The 16,520-nt window shown below is 70.2% G+C and carries 14 protein-coding genes and 3 pseudogenes; 10 read left to right on the forward strand and 7 right to left on the reverse strand.

The window, feature by feature from the left end; genetic code table 11:
• Window positions 1-240: 240 nt before the first annotated feature.
• The gene (locus ACZ7OY_RS42130) at window positions 241-486 is read right to left on the reverse strand and encodes a hypothetical protein (RefSeq protein WP_472250805.1); all 246 of its coding nucleotides are present in this window, start codon (window positions 484-486) and stop codon (window positions 241-243) included.
• A gap of 363 nt (window positions 487-849) precedes the next feature.
• Between ACZ7OY_RS42130 and ACZ7OY_RS42135 the strand changes: the two genes are divergently transcribed.
• The 4 genes from ACZ7OY_RS42135 to ACZ7OY_RS42150 all read left to right on the forward strand — a co-directional run bounded on the left by ACZ7OY_RS42135 (window position 850) and on the right by ACZ7OY_RS42150 (window position 5,001).
• Window positions 850-2,391, forward strand: coding sequence for a helix-turn-helix domain-containing protein (locus ACZ7OY_RS42135; protein WP_472250806.1), 1,542 nt, complete (start codon window positions 850-852; stop codon window positions 2,389-2,391).
• Window positions 2,392-2,486: 95 nt separating this feature from the next.
• Window positions 2,487-2,828, forward strand: a complete 342-nt coding sequence (locus ACZ7OY_RS42140; protein WP_472250807.1) for a hypothetical protein — start codon at window positions 2,487-2,489, stop codon at window positions 2,826-2,828.
• Window positions 2,829-2,957: 129 nt separating this feature from the next.
• Window positions 2,958-3,656 (forward strand): hypothetical protein, encoded by a 699-nt coding sequence (locus ACZ7OY_RS42145; RefSeq protein WP_472250808.1) that lies wholly within the window; start codon window positions 2,958-2,960, stop codon window positions 3,654-3,656.
• A 430-nt stretch (window positions 3,657-4,086) separates the two neighbouring features.
• Window positions 4,087-5,001 (forward strand): replication-relaxation family protein, encoded by a 915-nt coding sequence (locus tag ACZ7OY_RS42150; RefSeq protein WP_472250809.1) that lies wholly within the window; start codon window positions 4,087-4,089, stop codon window positions 4,999-5,001.
• Window positions 5,002-5,229: 228 nt separating this feature from the next.
• On the opposite strand, the gene ACZ7OY_RS42155 is transcribed toward ACZ7OY_RS42150, so the two are convergent.
• Window positions 5,230-5,442: a hypothetical protein gene (locus ACZ7OY_RS42155; RefSeq protein ID WP_472250830.1), complete on the reverse strand. Its 213-nt coding sequence runs from the start codon at window positions 5,440-5,442 to the stop codon at window positions 5,230-5,232.
• 270 nt (window positions 5,443-5,712) lie between these two features.
• Window positions 5,713-6,389: pseudogene (locus tag ACZ7OY_RS42160) on the reverse strand (transposase family protein); the annotation flags it as partial.
• A 210-nt stretch (window positions 6,390-6,599) separates the two neighbouring features.
• Between ACZ7OY_RS42160 and ACZ7OY_RS42165 the strand changes: the two are divergent.
• Together ACZ7OY_RS42165 and ACZ7OY_RS42170 are read left to right on the forward strand one after the other, a co-directional pair.
• Window positions 6,600-6,935, forward strand: coding sequence for a hypothetical protein (locus tag ACZ7OY_RS42165; RefSeq protein WP_472250810.1), 336 nt, complete (start codon window positions 6,600-6,602; stop codon window positions 6,933-6,935).
• A 409-nt stretch (window positions 6,936-7,344) separates the two neighbouring features.
• Window positions 7,345-8,109, forward strand: a complete 765-nt coding sequence (locus tag ACZ7OY_RS42170) for a transposase family protein (RefSeq protein WP_472250811.1) — start codon at window positions 7,345-7,347, stop codon at window positions 8,107-8,109.
• 15 nt (window positions 8,110-8,124) lie between these two features.
• Here the strand turns inward: ACZ7OY_RS42170 and ACZ7OY_RS42175 are convergent.
• From ACZ7OY_RS42175 to ACZ7OY_RS42190, 4 genes and pseudogenes are all read right to left on the reverse strand, one after another.
• Window positions 8,125-8,226 (reverse strand): annotated as a pseudogene (locus tag ACZ7OY_RS42175) (IS5/IS1182 family transposase); the annotation flags it as partial.
• A gap of 230 nt (window positions 8,227-8,456) precedes the next feature.
• Complete coding sequence (locus tag ACZ7OY_RS42180) at window positions 8,457-9,455, reverse strand: YdcF family protein (protein WP_472250812.1); 999 nt, start codon at window positions 9,453-9,455, stop codon at window positions 8,457-8,459.
• A gap of 198 nt (window positions 9,456-9,653) precedes the next feature.
• Window positions 9,654-9,851: a hypothetical protein gene (locus ACZ7OY_RS42185; protein WP_472250813.1), complete on the reverse strand. Its 198-nt coding sequence runs from the start codon at window positions 9,849-9,851 to the stop codon at window positions 9,654-9,656.
• Window positions 9,852-10,071: 220 nt separating this feature from the next.
• Window positions 10,072-10,236 (reverse strand): annotated as a pseudogene (locus ACZ7OY_RS42190) (IS701 family transposase); the annotation flags it as partial.
• A gap of 151 nt (window positions 10,237-10,387) precedes the next feature.
• Here ACZ7OY_RS42190 and ACZ7OY_RS42195 point away from each other — a divergent pair.
• The 4 genes from ACZ7OY_RS42195 to ACZ7OY_RS42210 all read left to right on the forward strand — a co-directional run bounded on the left by ACZ7OY_RS42195 (window position 10,388) and on the right by ACZ7OY_RS42210 (window position 16,072).
• Window positions 10,388-11,035 (forward strand): hypothetical protein, encoded by a 648-nt coding sequence (locus ACZ7OY_RS42195; protein ID WP_472250814.1) that lies wholly within the window; start codon window positions 10,388-10,390, stop codon window positions 11,033-11,035.
• A 430-nt stretch (window positions 11,036-11,465) separates the two neighbouring features.
• Complete coding sequence (locus ACZ7OY_RS42200; protein WP_472250815.1) at window positions 11,466-12,371, forward strand: helix-turn-helix transcriptional regulator; 906 nt, start codon at window positions 11,466-11,468, stop codon at window positions 12,369-12,371.
• A 1,431-nt stretch (window positions 12,372-13,802) separates the two neighbouring features.
• A complete protein-coding gene (locus tag ACZ7OY_RS42205) occupies window positions 13,803-14,711 on the forward strand; it encodes a replication-relaxation family protein (RefSeq protein ID WP_472250816.1) in 909 nt (302 codons plus the stop codon).
• Between the two features lie 971 nt (window positions 14,712-15,682).
• On the forward strand, window positions 15,683-16,072 hold the full coding sequence (locus ACZ7OY_RS42210; protein ID WP_472250817.1) for an SsgA family sporulation/cell division regulator: 390 nt from the start codon (window positions 15,683-15,685) through the stop codon (window positions 16,070-16,072).
• Window positions 16,073-16,520 lie beyond the last annotated feature (448 nt).

Genomic DNA, 16,520 nt, shown 5'->3' on the forward strand with positions numbered 1-16,520 from the left:
AGGCGCCCCGTCTCTTCCAGGATCGACGCCTTGCCGACCGTCAGGCCGTACGTACAAGGCCGACGGCAGCCTCTCGGCCCCCGTCACCGAGCCGGCCCGTCTCAAGCCCGTGCGCTGATCCGGCCGACCTTCTCGGCACACGGCGCTGCATCTTCCCGTGCAGCGCCGTTCTGGCCCTTTGGAACGATCCGGCTTGCAGTTGCCTGATCAGGCGGGCCGCCGTAGCCCGTCGTCTCGCCACTACCTCAGGGCCTGCGGGAGCGCGGGCGGCGCAAGCAGCAGGCAGCGTCGACGGCGCCACCATCGCAGCGACAGCCGTACGACGAGCCAGACCCCGCCGGTGATCATTCCTGCGGCAACGGCCATACCGCTCTGATGCCGGTAGAACTGCCACAGCGCTTCGGCGGCGGCAGCGGCCAGCAGCAGCCACAAGCAGCAGAAGTAGAACCAGAACACGATCGACAGCAGCACGTCGAACCGGCGCATCCGAGCGAGCTGGGAACACACATACCGCGTGCTCTCGTCATCAAGTACCACAGAGGGCATAACCACTCCCTGTTCAGCACGCTGCATGGAGCGCGGAACCGTCCGGACCGAGGCGCCGGAAACCCGACACACGCCGCACCGTAGGAAGTTGCGGGTCCTTGCGTCTCTTTCGCCATCGAGGCAGACACGGGGCCTGCCTCCGACCTGCCCAGCAGGCGGCAGGAGGCGAGGACAACTACGCTTTGTCCGCGGATAATCCCAACAGGTACGCGGGTCGAGGGGGCAGTCTTGAGCGATCAGGCTCCCCGTCGACTCGGCCGGCCTGCCGGACCGCTGTCGAAGGGCCCTGGTGCCAAGCCTCATGTGGCTGCGTTCCTGCGCAAGGTACTGGACCAGGCCGGCCTCACCCAGGCCGCCCTGGCGGCCGCCCTCGGGATGAGCACGAGCGCGCTGTCCACCCGGTTCCGCGGCGAACGGCTGGACTGGCCGTTCGTGCAAAGGGTGATCGAGCTGTGTTCCGAAGACGGCGAACCGCGCACACGAGAGCGCTGGCTCGACCAGGCCAGGCGGCTGTGGGACGGTCTTGCGGTACCCGTGCAGGGGCCGCCGGCCCGGTTGCTCAACGGCAGGGACATCGTCATCGACAGTGTCCTGCACGTCGTCGCAGCCGAGAGCGGCCGGGCCGAGGCCCTGCAGGAGCTGTCCGACAGGCAGCGGCAGCTCGACCAGGCCGTGCGAGCACGCGGGCAGGCCGAAGCAGCGGTGCAGGCCGCAAGTTCACTGAACGCAGTCCTTGCGGTCTGGATCATCGTTCTGGCCGACGAAGTGGAACGCACGCAGGGCCACCGCAGCGACCTCGCCCGCCGCACCCCTCTGGATCACGACGAGCTCGTGCGCGTGGACACTCTTCTCAGCCTGGCCGTACGCCACCACGAGCGCATCACGCTCGACAGCGCCAAAGCCGCCGCCGACCTCGAGCGGGCCACCTCGGTGCTCGCGGGCCTGATCACCTGCGGGCGCCGCCTGCAGGCGGACATCACACGGTTGCACGCCGACAAGCCATCGCCGGCCGACAGCCGCGAGCCCGGCAGTGACCACGTCCTGCCCATGCCCTTCGACGCTGCGCGGGAGTTCGCAGCCAACATCGACACGGCGCTGGACCGCATCGAGGACCTCAGCAACACCATCGGCCAGGAAATCCGGCAGACCGCCGACGTCCTGGCCGGCCTCGACCCTGTGGGCGCGGACCGCTCTCCACCGCCGGCCGCTCCCGCTGCCCACTCCACGGGGTACCGGCCAGGCTCCTTCCTCGCCCTGCTGACACCCGAGGACCACGACGCTCTCGTGCGGCTCGGAGACCAGCACCGTACCCAGGACATCTTCCAGTTCTCGCTCATGGACGGTGTGGTCCTCGTCAAGTCGGGCCTGCTGGTCCGCAAGATCAGGACCAGCGCAGGCGCGTTCAACGTCGGCGTATGCGGCGCCGGCGACATCGCAGGTGACACCCATGCCTTGACCGGCATGCCCACCAACGAGTTCGTCGAACACCTGCGCAACGGCGATGTGGTGGTCATCGCGTCCCGGACTTTCGCCGAACACCTGCGCGCGGCGCTACCGGTCAGGCAAGCGCTCCTGGTCTCGGAGGCCCGCGACAGCGCCCGCTCCAGCCGACAAGCCGGCCGAGGACCTCGAGCGGCCCTTACCCGACTCCTGGTCAGGCTCGCCGAGTCCTACGGCGAAGCAACCCCCGAGGGCATCGACATCGCCCTTGACGCGCCCACACTGCGCAGTCTCGTCCTCGACGCCGACGTGGCACTCGACGAACTCGCCCGCGAGGACCTCGCCTTCGCCCGCGACGAGTGCATCTTCATCCCGAGCCTGGACGCCCTACGCGCCAGTCAGTAACCACCCAAGCAGAACACAAGGGCAACGCACACGGCCGCGCCGCCGCCCGCTGGAGACGTCCCGTCCCCGATCCCGCCCGAAAGGCATACGTGCTGATGACAACCACCACCCAGCGCCTCCTCGACCTCGCCGCGGCCGCACCGGCCAGCCGCGACCAGGACCTGCTGCGACTCCTGCGTGAAGCCGGCGGGCTCTACCAGCAGGGCCTCGAGGCCACCCGCGAGAGCGTGACGGCCCGCTTCGCCGAACTGCCGGACGACGACCTGGCGGCGGCCGTGAACGCAGCCGGCCTGCCCAGCGACCCCGCGCAGGACCGCGACGAACTGCTGATGCTGCTCACCCTCACCGAGTGGGAGATGACACCTGCGGCCATGGCGTATGCCGAAATGGCCCAGGACGCAGCACGCCGCGGGGTCGGCCTCCTTCCGGAGGAATAAGGCCAGCCTCTCCCTCCGCGCGGGAAATCCCGGGCGGCAGGCTGGACCCCCACCTCAAACTCCTGCCATTATGCGTGTTGTGGGGCCGGGCGGGCCGGCTCGTCTCCTGACAGGACGGACACCTCTACCATGACCTCGCGCCGTGAGCCCCGCCTGGCCGACGCCGCCGAGATCGCGGCCGAGCAGGGCCTGTCGCCCGGGCGTATCAGCATGCTCTACAGCCAGCGCGGGAAGAACGGATTCCCCGAAGCCGCCGACCAGCGCGGCCGTGCCCGGCTGTGGGACCACGCTGCAGTCACCGCCTGGTTCGCCGGGCGCCAGCTGGCAAGGCTGCGCGGACACACACCGCCCTCCCGTGACCCGCAGGACCTATTGAACGCTGCCGATGCCTCGAGGTTCCTGGGCTACAAGAACCCCAACCAGGTCACCACCTATGTCCGCGACCATCCCGGCTATTTCCCCGATCCGGACACCGTCGAAGAGATGGGCACGCCCGAGAACCCCTACCGCCGGCAGCTGTGGCGGGTACAGACCCTGCTGGACTGGATGGCCACCCGCCCCGGCCGCGGCAAACGGGCCGGTGCCCAGCGCACGGCGCCCGCCCTGCCCCACGTCCCCGCCGACGGCGACCCCGACGAACTCCTGGGAGCCACGCAGGCCGCGGCACTGCTGGGGTTCAAGAGCGTCAACTCCTTCTCCAGCAGCCTGTCCCAGGGCAACCTGCCCCTCCTGGAAACCCCCGACGCTCTCACGGAGAAGGGCGGGCGCCGGCGGTGGACGCGCCAGCGAATCCTCCAACAGGCCGCCCAGCGCGGTTCCGGCAGATAGAAACCCGCAGTGAGCGCACAGCAGCCCGCCGCCCCGCAGACACAGCATCCGGTTACGAGCCGTTGGACCCTCGCGGGCCGGGTGTCGCGCGATGGCCGGCACGGCGTGGCTCGCCACCACGCCCCGCAGCAGCCCCGGTCCGCTACGGACCGGCCATCGCTGAGCCTCTCCACGGGGGCGGCCGTTTCCTGGTTCGCTCGCGGCCCCTTGCCGTAGGGGTGGCGAGCTCCGCTCCAGGAGCAAGCTGCTCCGGCGCGCGGGCTGTGGTCGGGGCCGTGAACGTCAGCAACGGCGAGACCGCGACGCCGATTCGACTTCGTGACCGTGGTCGGGGCTTCGTGGTGGGGGGTCTGGTCGGGGCCCACGGGTTTCCTCGGCAGGAACCGAAGGCCTCCGCCGGAGACCGCCACGGCCGCGGAGGGAACCTCTGATGAGCAGCGCCGCACGGAGCACGCCGGCAACGAGAGAGGCCCCCAGTCCCGCTGAGACCCTGGCCCACCAGGTGCTGGCCAGCCTCGCCCAGCACCGTATCGCCACCACCAGCCAGCTGCGGCGCATGCTGCGGCCAGAGGGCACGCGGCAGCTGATGTCCCGTGTTCTGAACAGGCTGCGCTCCGAGGGCTTCACCGACTGCACGGTGCTGCCGGATGCGAGCCGGACCCGTACCCGCGCCTGGTACCTCACGCCGGACGGCGCCCGGCTGACCCGGGACCTGCCCATCCTGCGGGGACGGCCGCCCTACCCCATCACCTCGGCCACGGCAGCGTCGCTGAAGACCCCGCACACGCTCGCAGTCGTCCGCACCCACCTCGCCTTCGCCGCAGACGCCCGCCGGCTCGGACACGAGCACGGCCCCTGGGACTGGACCCCCGAGGTCTCCCACTCCATCGGCGAAGGCGAACGTGTCGTGGCCGACGCGGTGATGCACTACACGGTCCTCGAGAGCGAACACCGGCGAAAGCTGCGCGCGTTCGTGGAAGTCGACCGCAGCACCATGAGCAGTGAGCGCCTCGCCGTGAAGCTGATCGAGTACGCCCGCCTGCACCAGTACGAGGCCCAGCCCGTCGGCCGGCGCAGGCAGGCCGCCGCGGGCCCTGCCTGGCTGCGCTGGTACCCGGTCTTCCCCCGCGTGCTCTTCGTGCTCACCGGTGCTTCCCGGGCCAGGCTGGAGAACCGGATGAGCGATCTGCAGGCGATGGTGGCTCAACACCCGCTCGTATCAGCCCTCGCCCGCGAGGTCCGCCTGGGAGCCGCCGTGCTGGAAGACCTGGAGCAGCACGGTCCCTCCCAAAGCATGTGGATGCCGCTGGCCGGCGGCACACCCCGCCCATGGACCGACCTGTGACCACCCCCGGCCGCTGACCGGACACCGGCCATGGCACCCGGCCGCGTCAGCACCGCCTCAACCCGATGACCAGACTGCCGCCGGAACCCCCGGACAGTCCTGAACGGCAACTGCGCACCCCAACGTCCGGCAGGACATTCTCTGCACCCGCGGCACGCAAAGCAGCTTCGTCGCTCCGCCCGGCGCACCCAGGCCGGTCCGTGCGGGCGGCAAGGGGCGGATGCGGGTTCAGGCAGCCCTGGGCAGCCGGGGCAGCCGTCTCCACGGCCCGGGGCAGGGGGCGCCGCAGCCGGTGCAGTGGGCGAGGCAGAGCGCGGACGCGGGGGTGTGCGCGGGTGCGGGCTCGACGGTGAAGAGGCGTTCTTCGATGACCGTGGCCAGGGCGGGCCACGGGCGCGGGCAGGCGCACGTCTCTCCGGAGCGCTCAGGGGGTGCGGTCATTGCCGGTCTCCGGCCGGGCGGCGGCCGTCGGGTGCGCGGTCGATCTGCCGGGCCACGGCCTCGGTCTCGGCGCTGCCGTATGCAGTGCGGATACCGGAGGCAGTCATGCCGCTCACGGTGGCGAGGGGGTCGAGCTCGTAGGGGCGGCTGCCGTGGAACTCGCGCCCGTAAGCGAGCAGAAGACGGATCCCCCGATCGGCGACCCCCCGCCGGACACGGGCATCGGCGCAGTAGAGGCCCCCTCCTGCAAGCACTGAGCCTTTTCCATCTTGATCGGCTGGCGAATTCAAGAGTGGCGACAGCTCGGACGATGCCGGTGATCCGGGTGGTGCTACAGCGAAGTTTCCGCAGAAGCCGCCAGGACTCGAGGATCGCCATGGCGCGTTCGCCCAGGCTGCGGATGTTGACGTGGGCCCGATTGTGACGCCGGCGCCAGCCGCGCAGGTGCTTGCCCCGGAACGGGACGCGGATGGCGGAGCCTGCACCCTGATACGCCTGGGTCGCCCAGCGCTTGATGCCGTCGGCTGCCAGAGCGACGGGGATCCCGTGGGTCCGGGCTGCGGTCAGGTCGTGTGTGGCTCCCGGCAGCGCGTCCGACACCCAGATCAGGCGTCCGGCTGGATCGGCGAGGACCTGCACGTTCATCCCGTGATGCTTCTCCTTCCTCGAGTAGTACGGCCGGTCGGCAGCGATGCGGTCGATCGGCAGGAGCGTGCCGTCGAGGATCACGTATGCCTTCTTCCGTACGGTCTGCATGGCCTGCTCAAGCGTGGGCGCGAGGGCGGCCAAGAGGTCGACGGCCTCGCGTATGTAGCGGTAGACCGTGGCGATCCCGACGCGAGGCGGGCCTACGTGTCGCCGCAGCGCAGGTGGGCCAGGACCAGCAGGGCCTGTCGGCCAGGTCGGGTCTGCTGGCCGCCCGTTGGATCACGGAACGCCTGGCTCACTGAGCGCCCTGGAGAGGGAACCAGCCGCCCCGCGACGATGTCCGGTAAGGCGTGAAAGCCATTCTCTTCTTGATCCTGGCGTTCTCGCCCCTCGTGTGTCCATGGGTGGTCGTGGGCACGGCCGTTCAGCTTGTGTGGCGCGCACGTCACGGTCAGCCACCACATGGGTGGACGTCACCGGACGCCATGTCGTGTGCGCTGGTCGTGCAAATGGCCGGCGCAGCGGCTGTGGGCGCGTACGCCTGGGGCGTGATGTCGGGGTTCTACATCCTGGACCCGGACCAGACGTGTGCGGCTTCCGGCGCCGACGGCGACCACGTGGTGACGCGTATGACGCTGCCGGTGAGCGTGCAGTGCGTCACGGACCAGGGTGTGGGGACCGAGTTGGCGCCGGTCTGGGTGAACCCGGTCGTCTTCGCCGGCCTGGCGGCCTGCGTGCTCGCCGTCTGGGCGGGAGTCTCCGCCGCGATACGCCGACGCGCCGACCGGGCGCGCGGTGAGATTGAGGTGGGCGGCGGCGAACTCCGTAGCGGCGGGGTCGGCTGACCGCTCCGACACCCCTTGCCCGAGCCGTGGCCCGGGGAGCGTGGCCGATCGGGTGCAAAGAACGCGCCATGAGGCGCGAGGGGGGCGTGCCGGGGAGTCCGGTCGGCGTGGCAGGAGCCTGTGTGCTCATACGTTGATGCCGTGGAGGTGTCCGGATGCGTCCCGGCCGTCGCGAGCGTTCCGTCTCTCCGATGCGCTCCAGTACCACCCCAGGGGCCACAGCCAGCCAGCGGATTACCTCGGCAGCAACTACGGCGCCGAACGCAGCCAGGGGATTGTCTCGATCCCAATTGGAGGCAGCGACCCTTTCCAACTTGAAGCGTCGGCCTGGCAGTTGGGCTGACAACGTGGTGAATCCCCTGGTAGATGGGTTTTCGACCAAGAGAACCGTCTCCACCAGGGGCTTCACGTGCTTGTTTACCCGTCGGGCGTCGACGTGTCCAGCTCTGCCCTCCGCTTCCTCACGCAGCAGTTGCGGCGGCACCGCCGTACGATCGGCTCCCGTTGGCGGCGCCTGAGCGCCGGTCGCCAGGCTTTGCTCGCGCTCGCTCATCTGCGAGTGGGGCACACGTATGCCCCACTCGCGGCAGGGTTCGGCGTCGGAACCACGACGGCCTACCGCTATGTCACCGAGGCTGTCGAACTCCTGACCGCTCTTGCCCCCAGTCTGGCCGACGCGGTGCGGACCGCCTCGGTGAAGGCGTTCGTGATCCTGGACGGCACGCTCCTGCCGATCGACCGCATTGCCGCGGACGCCCCGTTCCACTCCGGCAAACACAAGAAGCACGGGATGAACGTGCAGGTCATCGCAGCCCCCTTCGGCCGACTGCTGTGGGTCTCACCGACGCTGCCCGGAGCGGTCCACGACATCAAGGCCGCGCGAACCCACGGCATTATCGACGCCCTGGAGGAAGCCGGCGTGGAGTGCTGGCCCGACAAGGGCTACCGGGGCGCCAACGGCACCATCCGGGTGCCCTACTGGGGTCGCTGGGAGACGCTGTCCGCAGGTCAGCAAGCCGTCAACCGCTCACGCGCGAAGATCCGCGCGCTCGTTGAGCAGGCCATGACCACTCTCAAAACCTGGCGGCTCCTGCGCAAGCTGCGATGCTCCACAACCCGCATCACCACCCTCGTCCAAGCCGTCCTCACGCTGCACCTGACCTGCTCAAACTGAGGTTGGAAACAGCTCAATGCCGCGGGTGCGGACCTGGTCGCGGTAGATGTCGTGGTCGTAGCCGCGGTCGGCGAACAGGGAGTCCGGCTTGGGTCGGGGACGGCCGACCCGGCCGCGGGCCAACGTGACGCATCCCCAGGTCAGCGACCTGATCTTTCACCCCCCGGCCGGACTGCGGGACGCCTCGCCTGAGCAGATCATCGACGAAGCTCTCCGATACCGTCCGATCGCACGGTGACCTGCCGGCTCCGTCAGCCGGCGCCCAGCCCCGCTGTTCGGCGCGGGCGCGGATTGCCGGCGAAGCCACGCCGACCCTGCTGCCCGGGGCGGCGCGCACAACGGGTGCCTCAGCGCTGGAAGACCGCTGTCGCCACGGGCACCGCCAGCAGCAGGCTGAGCCCGATCAGGGGCAGCCGGTCCAGCCACAGGACAGCGGCGAACTCGCGCAGGGTCGCGGAGAGCCAGTATGTGGGGGAGGTCGGCGCGCCCACGACGTGGACAAGAACGCCGGCGCGACGGGCCAGCAGGGCCGTGCGGTAGACGTGGAAGCCGCTGGTGACCACCGTGGCACGGTGCCCGGAAGCGGTGCGGTCCATGAGGGCCGCGCTGAAGCGGAGGTTCTGCCCGGTGTTCACGGAGCGGTCCTCCCGCACGATCCGGTCGGCGGCCACCCCGCGTGCGCGCAGGTAGTCGGCCATGGCGTCCGCCTCGGAGCGCACCTCGTCCTCGCCCCGGCCGCCCGAGACGACGAACACCACACCGTCTGTGTCCGGTGCGCCGGCGGCGTCGACCGCGAGGGCCCGCTCCAGCCTGCGGCGCAGCAGCGGACCGGGCCGGTCGCCATTGAGCCCGGCGCCCAGGACGACGACATGGGTGGTCCCCGGCGGCGGGGTGCTGCGGCCCCGGACGAACACGTAGACGGTGAAAACGAGGAAGAGCAGGCTGAGGTATCCGGCGGCCGCGTTCAACGCCACCATGAGGGCACCCGCCACCTTGCCCCCGGCCGTCTGGACGACCGCGTCGAGGCCGAGCACCGCCAGCAGGGCGCAGCCGGCGGCGCCGGTGGCCAGCAGGGCCGCCTGCGGTCCGTAGCGCCGGACCAGGACGATGCCGTCGACCAGCAGGAGCAGGCCCAGCGCGAGCGTCATGAGCAGGGCGGCGACGGCGAGCACGGTCACGACGGTGAGGTGGGTCTGCGCACTGCGGGCGGCCACGCCGAGCCCGGCCGACGTCACCGCGAGGCTGAACAGGACAGCGGTGGAGAACCGGTGCGGCGCCAGCACAGCATGGACGACGCCGCCCACGGCGAACACCGTCGCGGCAAGGTACTCCGGGTACTGCGGCACGTCCCCCACCACTGCGCTCTCCCGCCCGCCGGGCCCGACCCCGTCCACCTGTCGCCGCCTGTGCATTCCCGGACCCGCGCAGCGCTGCGGGCCCGGTGCGGACGGCCGCCGGACATCCTCGCAGACCCGTCCGGGCGCGCCGTACGCAGGCGGGCGCCGACGCGATCAGCCCGGACCGACGTACGCCCGTCCCCCGGGTCAGATGCGCCAGGAGCGCAGGACCCCGGCGACGGCGTAGATGCCCAGCCGGGTGTCGCGGACCTTCCTGACGAGGTCGGCCAAGGCGCCGTACCGCGGGTCGATGTCCTCGCCGGACCGGTCCATGCATGGGGCGGCCACGAAGGCGGCGAACAGGTACGTCCCTGTCGGTACCGCCCCCGACCTCGCAGCAGCCACAGCCCGGGCTCACGGGCTCGACTCCCACGAATCGACCGCTCAAAAGTAGAGCCTCGGCAAAGGCGCCCGGCAGGTGCGAGGGGCAGCGGAGTGATCCGCCAGACCGAGCTGCGGACGGCGGATAGGCCGGCCTGCCCGAAGCCGCGCTCCTCGCGCGGGATCACCGTCAGTACCGGTCGGCCCCGGAACGGCTTCTCGGCGCGGCCCTGGTTGACGATCTGATGGTCCAGCAGTTCTTGCGCGGCAGGTCCGTCGGCAGCTCGAGCACCAACTGCCTTGAGCGACATCGGGGTTCGACCCGGGCGCAGCGGCCGGCGATCCGACCCGTCAGTTTTTCGAACGCCACTTGTCGGCGGGCAGGCACGTCGCTGTCCCCCGCGGCCATCGCGGGGTCTTCAGTCTCCACACACCGGTGATCACCGCAAGCCGCGGCCTTTTCCACATCAGCCCTCTGCAATGGAGCGCCCTGGCATTTCGCTGCACGTTCCGTGTGAGTACGCTCGCGACGCACGAGTGTCCGTAGAAGGGGGCGTGCGATGGAGGAAGGGACTGCGCCTGCCCATGAACCCAGCGCGTCGAACGAGGCCGGCAAGAGCGACGATGGGGGCGACCCATCCGCGGTGGCGGCCCCACTCGGGCACGGGAGCATCGTGTTGTCGCGGGTTCAGGGGAGCTATCGCGACGCGCTGCGCCGCTATGCCGTGCTGCTCGACGACGCCCAGGTGGGCAGCATCGGTCGAGGACGGACGCTGCGCTTGGAGGTGCCTTCAGGAGCGCATCAGCTTCAGCTGAAGATCGACTGGTGCTCCAGCCGGCCCCTGACTGCCTTGGTCGAACCGGGCAGGACGGTCTGCTTCATCTGCTCACCAGGCGGCGACGCATCGGAGGGGCTCGCCGATGTCAGCGCCAACAGGGGCGACTACATCACCTTGCAGCAGACGGCGGAGCCGGTCGTCATGGACAAGACCCCACTCGACCGGGGCACGCGCCTGCAGGTGGGCGCGGCCATCGGCTTCTTCGGGGGAGGTCTCACGCTCATCGCAGCCCTGGTATGGCACTTCACCGGCGTGGCGCTGCAGGCGGACAACGCGGTTGCCGACGCGAGCCTGGCCGTCACTCTCGCCTCCATGATTGTTTTCAGGCTCGGCCGAGACCGGAAGGCCCGGCAGCGTCCTCGCACCTGACCACGCTCAACCAGCCCACTGCTGCCCTGACCGCTCACCCCAGCAGCAAGATCACAATCTACGGTTCGCTGGAGCATCAGGACGGGCGGCAGCGCCAACGCCCCCAACTGGCCGGCGGCCGCGGCCGGCCGACCTGTACGCCGAGAGCGATGCGCCGCTGCGGGCGCACCCGTTGGGAGCAGCCGATGATGCGCAGCGAGGCGCTCTCCGCTCTCGGGTTCGCGACCTGCAAGGCCGGCCCGGCGTCCGTGGCCTGCACAGAGCGGGAGGAATGTGCGGCGCGCTTCGGGGTGCGCCTGCCGGACGAGGAAGCGTTGCAGGCCGGTGGGGCGTCAGGCTGGACAGCAAAGCCCCAATTTGGGCATTATCGAACATGTCACGCCTGTCCGGGCTCCGACACCGCCTTGCCGATTCTTGCGAAGGGGCACAGATGTCTCTGGCCGAGCAGCTCGTAGACACCGCGCAGATCGTGTCCGAGTTCGGCACGAGCAAGCCCCGGATCAGCGAGTGGAGCAACGACCCGGACAGCGGTTTCCCCGCAGTCGCACACACCGAGGGCCGCAAGCGGTTCTGGCGCCACGACGAGGTCGCGGCGTTCTTCGCCCAGCGCGCCCCGAAGAAGCGCACGCTGCCGACCGCGGTACTCGAGGCCGACCAGGAAGAACTGCTGACCAAACGGGAAGTGGCCCAGCTCCTCGGCTACACCCGCACCTCCACCATCGACGGCTACTTCCGCGACCGGCCCGGGTACTTCCCCGAGCCCGACGCTGACGCCGAAGGCCCCGCGTGGCGCCGCGGCACGATCGTCGCCTGGGCGAGCAGCCGACCCGGCAAGGGCCGACGCAGCTCCGCCCCGACTGCCGCGCTGCCCGCCGTGCCCGTCGACGGGGACCCCGACGAACTCCTCGGCACGGCCCAGGTCGCGTCCCTGCTCGGCTATGGAAGCGTCGCTTCGTTCTCCAGCGCCCTCTACCAGGGGCGCATCCCCGAACTGCCCGCACCGGACGCCCTGGAGAGGGAAGAAGGCAGCCGCGGCGGAGCCCGCAAGAAGTGGCGCCGGGCCACCGTCGTCGCCGCCGCCCGCAAACGCGGCGTCCTGCCGCCCGCCGACCACGACGAGAACCAGGACCTGGTCGGCGCCGCCGAAGCAGCACGCATCCTCGGATACAACAACGCCGACAGCTTCATCAGCGCGCTCGGGCACGGGCTGCTGCCCGATCTCGAGCAGCCCGACGGTTTCGCCTACCGCCGCGGCAGCGCCGGCCGCCCCCGCCAACAACGCTGGAAACGCTCCCGCCTCGAAGACCTGGCCGCCCGCCGATCCTCACCCTCCTGACTGCAGCGAGCCGGACCGCGGCGCAGGCGGGATACCGTAAGACCGCAGCCTCCGGCCCAAGGGACCGACGAACTCCCGGCAGACCAGACACCGCACGACGGCCGGCACCAAGAGGCCAGCCACCCCTCCCCCGCGAAACTGCACAGCTTCGCGGAACCGGCCATCGCCACCCCTGAACGGACTCCCAGGCGCTTCGGCAGGCGCTCTGACCGGGTCTCCCCGTTCGATTGCCCGTGTAGCACAGCCCCGCCACCGTCCCCGCATGGACAATTCGCTCCCACTCGAGAGCTTCTTCGAAGGCGCCGAGAAGGCCGCCCACCGGGCATGGGCGATCACGGTCGCACCGAATACGAGGAGCTCACCCTTCACGGCGGCTTCGCCGCCGTGAAGCTCGCAGCCGGACATCGCTTGGCCTCCCCCTGCACTGACGACGGCCGGCCCGGCCACGCGCCTTCGCCCCAGGGGCGCTCAGTGATCACGCAGCCGACTGCGCAGCCCCGGATGGGCATTGCGCACTCGGGTTGCGCAACCGGTCGAGGATCCCGCGCAGTCCAGTTGTGCCGGGCCGGCTGCGCAATCGCCCCGAGCTTCCTGGTCTTCTCTTGCGCAGGTCCGCCCCGCGCACTGCGCAGGCATCTGACGCGGGCCGGACGGTTCCTGGCTACCCATCAGTGTCCGAGCCCTGCGACCCGGCCGCACGTGATCACACAGCGGTCGTCGGTCCGGGGATCAGCTCTGGACACGACGGCCTGGCCCTGGCTCCCGGCTGACCCATGGTCGCCCCGACCATGACCCGACCATGGACTTCGATTCCCCATCGTGACCATGGTCGGGGCCTCGTGGTCGGTGGTCGGGTCGGGGTCGACGCATTTTCTCTAGGTCGGCAACATCCGTTCTGACCTGAGAGTTCGACCATGCCTCCAGGCACGCAGGCCTCACAGACCGAGGCCACTGCTCCGACGGCGGCCGACACCCGGCTGAAGGCGATGCGCCACCGCGTACACCTCACGCACGGCGCTTGGGACCGTCATCGCAGCCGGCCCCATCGCCCTGACCGTCACCGTCACCTCCACCCCGACCACCGCCGTAACACCCCCCGTGGTCAAGCCCACCGTCGTGCGCACCGCAACCCCCGCCGACCCAGATGGCTATGCACAGATGCTCGTCAGCACCCGGTTGCGCAGCAGCACAGCCGACGAGACCAGTGCGCAGACGCGGCTTGCGCAGTCGATGGCGCCCGACGTCGAACTGCCCGGCCCAGCGCCAGTGCGCAGCCGGGGCCGCAGTCGGTGCCGGCGGTGCGCAACGCGAAGGCAGTGCGTGGTCGGTGGGCGGGCGATGACGGTGGCTGCGCAGTACGCCCACGGGGCGGTGCGCCATGACGCCGTACCGGTGGCGCCGACAGCACGAGCTGCAGAAGGGGAAACGCACGTGAGTACCGCTTCCAGGCCCGATCCACCCGGCCAAGTACCGAAGCCCGCCGAGCCACTGCCCCACCAGCTGCTCGCCGCGCTCGGGCTGCACCGGATGGCCACCACAGGACAGCTCCACCGACTCCTCAGACCCCACGCAGCCAGGCAGACCGTGTCCGCACCTCTGAACAAGCTCCGCAGAAACGGCCTGGTGGACCACATCGTCCTGCCGGCCTCCAACCGGACCCGCGCCTGGTACCTGACCAGCGAAGGCGCCCGACTGACCCGCAACCTCCCCGTCCTGCGGGGACGACCGCCCTACCCCATCACCTCCACCACCGCCGCATCACTGAAGACCCCCCACACCCTCACCACCGTGCGAGCACACCTCGCCTTCGCCGCAGACGCCCGCCGGCACGGCCACGAACACGGCCCCTGGGACTGGACACCCGAGGTGTCCCACTCCATCGGCGAGGGCGAACGGGTCGTCGCCGACGCGGTCATGTACTACACGGCCGTCGAGAACGAGCAGCGGCGAAAGCTGCGCGCCTTCGTGGAAGTCGACCGCACCACGATGAGCAGCGAGCGGCTGGCCGTAAAACTCATCGAGTACGCCCGCCTGTTCACGTACGAGGCCCAGCCCCCCGGCCACCGCAGAACAGCCGCCGCGACAGGGCCTGCATGGCTGCGCCGGTATCCGGTCTTCCCCCGCGTCCTGTTCATCCTCACCGGAGCCTCCCGGACCAGACTGGACAACCGGATCAGCGATCTACAGGCGATGACCGCCCAGCATCCGCTCGTCGCCGCCCTCGCCCGCGAAGTCCCCCTCGCCGCCGCCGTACTCGAAGACCTCGAACACCACGGACCCGCCAGCGACGTATGGACACCGCTCACCGGCGGCACACCCCGCCCATGGATGGACCTGTGACCACCCCACCAAACCCCGCGCCCGAAAAGTGAACGGTAGACAGTGAGACCACGGCGCCCCGGATCCATGTCCAGGGCGTCCGGCCGTTCACCGCCCGCCTCGCGGCCGCGCCGAGCGAGCTCACACGGGGCACACACGGCGAGATGACGCCGTGGCGGAGAAAGCCCTTCTCACCTCAGGCGGTCTGCCGACGTCCGGTGTGGTCCACGAAGGCCGTCCAGGCCGAGGCGGTCCGCGTCCGGTCGTATCCGCAGTTCACCACTGCGCCTTCAACGTGCTGACGTCCCGTTCGAATCGGGTCAGCTCAAGCATCCATCCGATCCAGCTGCGGCCCTGCAGCCCGGGCTCTGTCCCGCCCAGGCCCGGGCCAGTCGGCGAACCGTGTGCGTGGCGGACCGTTGCGCCATTCCCCGGCGAGCGGTCCACGCCGTCTTCGGCAGCCGCCCGTACACCTCGTCGGTGACCGGCAGTGTCGGCCCCGCAGCGGCAGCGGCCCCAACGCCGTCGTGCCGGAATCGGCCGGACATTCATTCGGCCCGCGCGGCGGATCCCTGCCAAGATCCGTGGAGCTGCTGGCGGCCTTCGCACCGTCGCGGGACGAGCAAAGGCGGGCCCCGGTTCCTTTCCGACGACTTCACGGTCAACCAGAACTGCTCGACGCGGCCGTGGCCGATGCCTTCAAGGAGTACGCGCGAGCCGTGAGTGGTGAATCCGAACGCGACACCGAGAGGGAATGGTCAGTGAGCGCGTAAGGAACGCTGCCGAGTTGCCGGCCGGTGCAACTGATCTTTACGGCAAAGAGCCCGAGGAGGCCGGGACACGTAAGGAGCCGGCTACCAGCTCAAACGGCTGCTCCCGGGGCAAGATCCGTGGCCGGCACCGCGACGGCCGGGACGAGACCAGCGGTCGCTGACCGTCGCCGAGGCAGGAGGAAGAAGCCGATGGATTCTGCGAAGACCGTGATACGGAGGGTGGCCGTACAGCTCGTCGTCGCGCGCACATACACACTGCCCATGCGTGTGAATCTGCGCTACGAGCCCACCGATCCCTACGTCGTCCGTGCCGTCTTCTCCATCGACACCGACGAACTGGCCGAATGGGTCCTGGGGCGCGACCTTCTGGCCGACGGCCTGACAAGCTCCGCAGGCTGCGGCAACATCCGAATCTGGCCGACCGCCGACCGGGGCGACCAAGCCATCTACATCGCCCTCGGAACTCCCGCCGACACCGCCCTGCTCGAGGCCCCCGCACAGGACATCAAAGCCTTCCTGGAAGACACACAGGCGCTTGTGCCACGGGGCACGGAGTCCGGACACATCGACTGGGAACCCGAACTGACAAACCTGCTCACAACAGGCTGAGAGCCCCCCAACCCAACCACCGTGCCGACGGAAACCTTCGCCCCGGCCGCAGAAAGAGGGCAGGAAACCCATGTCCCGGCCACCGGCCCCGCGGCTGCACACTGCACAGCCCTGAGGTGCCCGTTCGACCACGGGTGTCCACGCCGGTTTCGGCGAGAAGTACGTCGAAGCGGCCTCCGAGCACGTCGCGGACCTTCTCCGGCAGGCCCCAACCCGGGAACTCGGCGGCGACGAGCGTACCGTCGCCGTGGGCGATGCCCCGACGAGGTCCGGCTCAAGCTCCTCGCCAGCTGGGCGGCCTGCTCCGATCGACCCGGCCGACACCGGCACGACGGCACTCGCCGGCCCCGCTGAACGGCGGCGCGCTTGCCCGCCGCCTGCATCCCCTGCGCGGGGTGGGGGTGAAGCAAGGGGCGAGACGAGGGACGGCAAAGGAGAGATCGTGGAC

The organism is Streptomyces sp. NPDC107559 (assembly GCF_055657365.1).

Excerpts from the sequence above, each read along its gene's own strand:
- ACZ7OY_RS42130 (WP_472250805.1), bottom strand. The coding sequence starts at position 486 with ATGCGCCGGTTCGACGTGCTGCTGTCGATCGTGTTCTGGTTCTACTTC.
- ACZ7OY_RS42140 (WP_472250807.1), top strand. The coding sequence starts at position 2,487 with ATGACAACCACCACCCAGCGCCTCCTCGACCTCGCCGCGGCCGCACCG.
- ACZ7OY_RS42145 (WP_472250808.1), top strand. The coding sequence starts at position 2,958 with ATGACCTCGCGCCGTGAGCCCCGCCTGGCCGACGCCGCCGAGATCGCG.
- ACZ7OY_RS42150 (WP_472250809.1), top strand. The coding sequence starts at position 4,087 with ATGAGCAGCGCCGCACGGAGCACGCCGGCAACGAGAGAGGCCCCCAGT.
- ACZ7OY_RS42155 (WP_472250830.1), bottom strand. The coding sequence starts at position 5,442 with ATGACCGCACCCCCTGAGCGCTCCGGAGAGACGTGCGCCTGCCCGCGC.
- ACZ7OY_RS42165 (WP_472250810.1), top strand. The coding sequence starts at position 6,600 with ATGGCCGGCGCAGCGGCTGTGGGCGCGTACGCCTGGGGCGTGATGTCG.
- ACZ7OY_RS42195 (WP_472250814.1), top strand. The coding sequence starts at position 10,388 with ATGGAGGAAGGGACTGCGCCTGCCCATGAACCCAGCGCGTCGAACGAG.
- ACZ7OY_RS42200 (WP_472250815.1), top strand. The coding sequence starts at position 11,466 with ATGTCTCTGGCCGAGCAGCTCGTAGACACCGCGCAGATCGTGTCCGAG.